Genomic DNA, 4,186 nt, shown 5'->3' on the forward strand with positions numbered 1-4,186 from the left:
GCGGCTCCGCCCCCGACACCCCCGCGCTGGCCGACGGCCGCACCACCGTCACGCTGGTCACCGGCGACGTCGTCGAGGTCACCACCTCCGGCGACGGCGCGCTGACCCTCGGCGTCGTGCCGGCCGGGGGCGGCGCCGTCCGCACCCAGCAGGTGGGTGACCACACCTACGTGATCCCGGACGCCGCGCTGCCGTACCTGGCGGCCGGCACGCTGGACCGGCGGCTGTTCGACGTCACGGCGCTGCTGGAGATGCGGTACGACGACGAGACCGTGGCCGCCACGCCGCTCATCCTCGAGCACACCGGCAGCAGGGCGCGCTCCGCGGCGACCGAGCTGCCGGGCGCGAAGCGCACGCTGGACCTGCCGAGCATCGACGCGTCCGCCGTGGCCGCGAAGAAGGCCCAGGCGTCGGCGTTCTGGTCGGCCGCGACCGCCGGCCCCGCACGCTCGGCGCGGTCGGGTGCCGAGGTCGGCACGTTCGTCGGGGGCGTCGAGAAGATCTGGCTCGACGGCAAGGCCGAGTCCGCCCTGGACCACAGCACGGCGCAGGTCGGCGCGCCCGAGGCGTGGGCGGCCGGCTTCGACGGCACGGGCGCCTCGGTGGCGGTGCTCGACACCGGCATCGACGCGACGCACCCCGACGTCGCGGACCAGATCGCACAGGCGGAGTCGTTCGTGCCCGGCCAGGCGGTCGACGACGACCAGCACGGGCACGGCACGCACGTCGCCTCCACGGTGCTCGGCACGGGTGCCGCGAGCGAGGGCCTGTACAAGGGCGTCGCCCCGGGCGCCGACCTGCTGGTCGGCAAGGTGCTCGACAACGACGGCTACGGCCAGGACTCCTGGATCATCGCCGGCATGGAGTGGGGCGCCGCCAACGCCGACGTCGTCTCCATGAGCCTCGGCGACTCCAGCCTCAACGACGGCACCGACCCCATGGCGCAGGCGCTGAACGCGCTGAGCGAGGAGACGGGCGCCCTGTTCGTCGTCGCGGCAGGCAACAGCTACGCGGAGGGTTCGCTCGGCAGCCCGGGCACGGCGGACGCCGCCCTCACGGTCGGCGCGGTGGACGACGGCGACGTGCGCGCCGACTTCTCCAGCTACGGCCCGCGCGTGGGCGACCACGCGATCAAGCCCGACCTGACGGCGCCCGGCGTCGGCATCGTCGCGGCCCGCTCGCAGCAGTCGGGCGGTGAGGGCTGGTACGCGTCGATGAGCGGCACCTCCATGGCCACCCCGCACGTCGCGGGAGCCGCGGCGATCGTCAAGGGCGCGCACCCGGAGCTGACGGGTGCGCAGCTCAAGGAGGCCCTGGTCTCCTCGGCCGCCGACATCGACGCCCCGGCGTACGAGGTGGGCACGGGCCGCCTGGACGTCCCGGCCGCGCTGGACGGCGTGGACGCGACCGGCGGCGGGCTGCTCGGCTTCTACGGCTGGCCGCACGACGGCGACGAGCCCGCGAGCGCCGCCGTCACGTTCACCAACTCGACGGACGCCGACGTCACGCTCGCGCTGAGCACCGACGTCACGGGGCCCGACGGCGCGGACAGCGACCTGATGACGCTGTCCGCCTCCGAGGTGCTGGTCCCGGCCGGTGGCACGGCCGACGTCGCGGTCACCGCCGACGCCGACGACGCGGCACTGGCCGGCAAGTACAGCGGTGCCGTCGTCGGTACGGACGCCTCGGGCGAGGTGACGGTGCGGACCGCCGTCGCGCTGGTCAAGGAGGAGGAGCGGTACGGCCTCGACATCACCGCGCTGGACCGCTCCGGCAAGCCGGCGAGCGGGTTCGTGGACTTCTACCGCTACGGCGACCAGTTCGTCAGCAGCCTGCCGATCGACCCGTCCACGGGCGAGGTGCCGACGCAGCGGCTGGAGCCCGGCGTGTACTCCGCGACCGCGTTCCTCGACGTCGCCGGTTCGGAGGGCCCCGGCTCGACCGGCGTCGCGCTGGTCGGTGACCCGCAGGTCGTCGTGTCCGACGCGGACCAGTCGCTGGTGCTCGACGCCCGGGACGCCGACGAGCTGACGCTGCGGACGCCTCGCGCGAGCGAGGTGAGCTACCGGCGGTTCCAGTTCTTCAACGACTCCGGGATCGGCGGCCTGTACTCGACGTTCGGCGCCACGTACGCGGTGCCGGCCGACGTCGACTCGTTCTACGCGGCGAGGACCGGCCCCGTGGACAGCGCCGACTTCGACTTCGCCGTGCGGTGGCGCGCCACCGAGCCGGCGCTCGACGTGCGGGCCTGGGCTCCCCTGCCCGTCGCGTTCGACCCGGTCTACCAGGTCGGGTCGGCGCGGCTCGACGGCCGGGTCGCGCTGCGGGCCGTCGCGGCCGGCACGGGTACGGCCGCCGAGTACGAGGGCGTTCGTGCTGACGGTCGCGCAGTGCTGGTGACCAGGGACGACGCAGTGTCCGCCGAGGAGCGCGAGGCGGCTGCCCAGGCCGCCGGAGCCGCGCTGCTGGTGGTCGTCAACGACCGGCCGGGCTCGCTGGTCGAGTACGCGACGCAGGGTGACGTGCCCGTCGTCTCGGTGTCGTCCGCCCAGGGCGCCAAGCTCCTCACGGCAGCTCGCAAGGGCCTGCTCACCCTCACCGGCAAGGCGGTCGAGTTCCCGACGTACCTGTTCGACGTGTCGAAGAGCTGGCCCGGCGAGATCCCCGCCGAGCTGGGGCTGGCGCCGTCGAGCCGGCAGCTCGCGACCGTGGAGAGCAGGTACAACGACACGCAGGAGCGGCTCGCCGTCGACGACCGCGCCGACTGCCGCGACTACCAGTGGCCGCCGTGCCTGAGCGTCATGGTGCTGCAGCCCACGGCGACGGAGCGCACCGACTACGTCTCCACGTACGACGACGTCGAGTGGTACGAGAGCGTGAACCACGAGAGCACCTGGGAGCAGCGGGGCGTGCGCCAGGCGTACGAGCCGCGCAGCACCACGGTGCGTGACTGGTGGGCTCCGGTGACGGCGCCCCGCACGGGCGACGGCTACTGGGGTCCGTGGCACGGCGGCGACTGGTTCGCGGTCAACGTCGCGCCGTCGAGCGGGCCGGCCGGCATCACCGGCGGCTTCCCGTGGGGTGAGACGCCGGTGACCTCGCGCCTCTACCAGGGCGACACCCTGGTGCGGGAGAGCATCGGCCAGGCCGTCCAGGCGTCGGTCCCGGCGGCCGAGGGGCCGCAGGAGTACCGGTTCGAGATCGACACCGACGCCGCCGACGACGCCCACCGGTACTCGACGCGCACCCGCACGTCGTGGACCTTCGTGGCCGACCAGGCCGACGACGCCGTACCCGGCGAGAACGGCACGCCGCTCCCGCTGGTGCAGCTCGACTACGACGTCGACACGGCACTGGACGGCACCGTCCGGGCGGGCTCGACCATGCCGTTCGCGGTGGTCCCGTACACCGTGCCGGGCGCGCCGCGGGCCGGTTCGGTGCAGGGTGCGACGCTGGAGGTCAGCTACGACGGCGGCTCGTCGTGGTCCAAGGTCTCGCTGCGGCGTGACGACGACCGCTGGGAGGCCCGCCTGCGCATCCCGTCCCGCGGCGCCGACCTGGTCTCGCTCCGGGCGACCGCCCAGGACGACGCCGGCAACTCGGTGACCCAGGAGGTCACGTCGGCGTTCGGCGTCGCCGGCCGCTGATCCCTCGCGAGCCGGGCCGGTGATCCTGTCGCCGGCCCGGTCGGGAGAGGAATGAACAGCCCGTCCGCACGTCTGCGGCCGTCCGTGACGTCGTGGGAAAGGTAGTCGCGCGGGGGCATGTTGCTGGGAGTAGACAATGTCCACTCCCAGCAACACACCACAGAGCGGTCATCGCGCTTGGTCGCTGTCCTGCTGGATGCTCGGCTTCCTCCGAGACCGAGCCCTCTGCCGCGCCCAGGGCTGTCGCTCGTTCCCCTTTGAGGCCTAAGTTTCTTCGCTTTGAGTCGCCTCAAAGCGAAGAAACTTAGGCCTCAAAGGGGAACGGGCCGCCGGGACCACTCCCGGAACAGGAGCTCGGCCGACGGCGGACGACGGACGACTGCGGACTGCCGACGGCGGACGACGTGCCGCGGTGGTCAGCTCAGTCGCAGCTGTCGCAGACGCCCGTCGCCGGGAGCTGCATGTAGCAGGTGGGGCAGGTCGGCGGGGCCGGCTCCGGCTCCTGCGCGGCCGCCGCCCGCGCCTTGCCGGCGGCGCTC

Annotated in this window: 1 protein-coding gene; it reads left to right on the forward strand. The window is 73.7% G+C overall.

Going from position 1 to position 4,186, the window contains the following annotated elements; genetic code table 11:
• Positions 1-3,647, forward strand: a 3,647-nt coding sequence (locus PROKR_RS20780; protein ID WP_051433199.1) for a S8 family serine peptidase, incomplete at its 5' end; no start/stop codon positions are given.
• Between the last annotated feature and the right edge of the window lie 539 nt (positions 3,648-4,186).

Origin of the sequence: Promicromonospora kroppenstedtii DSM 19349 (genome assembly GCF_000515355.1) — a bacterium.
Classification (GTDB): Bacteria; Actinomycetota; Actinomycetes; order Actinomycetales; family Cellulomonadaceae; genus Promicromonospora; species Promicromonospora kroppenstedtii.